1 rRNA gene is annotated in these 488 nt (G+C 44.7%); it reads right to left on the bottom strand.

Annotated elements, in window-relative coordinates:
- Window positions 1-468, bottom strand: a 23S ribosomal RNA gene (locus SH09_RS13585); the annotation flags it as partial.
- Between the last annotated feature and the right edge of the window lie 20 nt (window positions 469-488).

Raw genomic sequence — 488 nt, 5'->3', positions numbered from 1 at the left:
TAGGAGATGGTCCTCCCAGATTCCGACGGAATTTCACGTGCTCCGTCGTACTCAGGATCCACTCAAGAGAGAATAAACTTTCGACTACAGGATTATTACCTTCTATGATTCATCTTTCCAGATGATTCGTCTAATTTATTCCTTTGTAACTCCGTATAGAGTGTCCTACAACCCCAACAAGCAAGCTCGTTGGTTTGGGCTGTTCCCGTTTCGCTCGCCGCTACTCAGGGAATCGATTTTTCTTTCTCTTCCTGCGGGTACTAAGATGTTTCAGTTCTCCGCGTCTGCCTTCAGATATGCTATGTATTCACATATCGATAACACGACATAACTCGTGCTGGGTTTCCCCATTCGGAAATCTCTGGATAAAAGCTTACTTACAGCTCCCCAAAGCATATCGTCGTTAGTAACGTCCTTCATCGGCTTCTAGTGCCAAGGCATCCACCGTGCGCCCTTAATAACTTAATCTTTTTGTTTTCCAATACAAC

The organism is Staphylococcus gallinarum (assembly GCF_000875895.1).
Lineage (GTDB): Bacteria > Bacillota > Bacilli > Staphylococcales > Staphylococcaceae > Staphylococcus > Staphylococcus gallinarum.
Note: the sequence above shows the minus strand (reverse complement) of the source record. Positions and strands in the feature narration are given on the sequence as shown.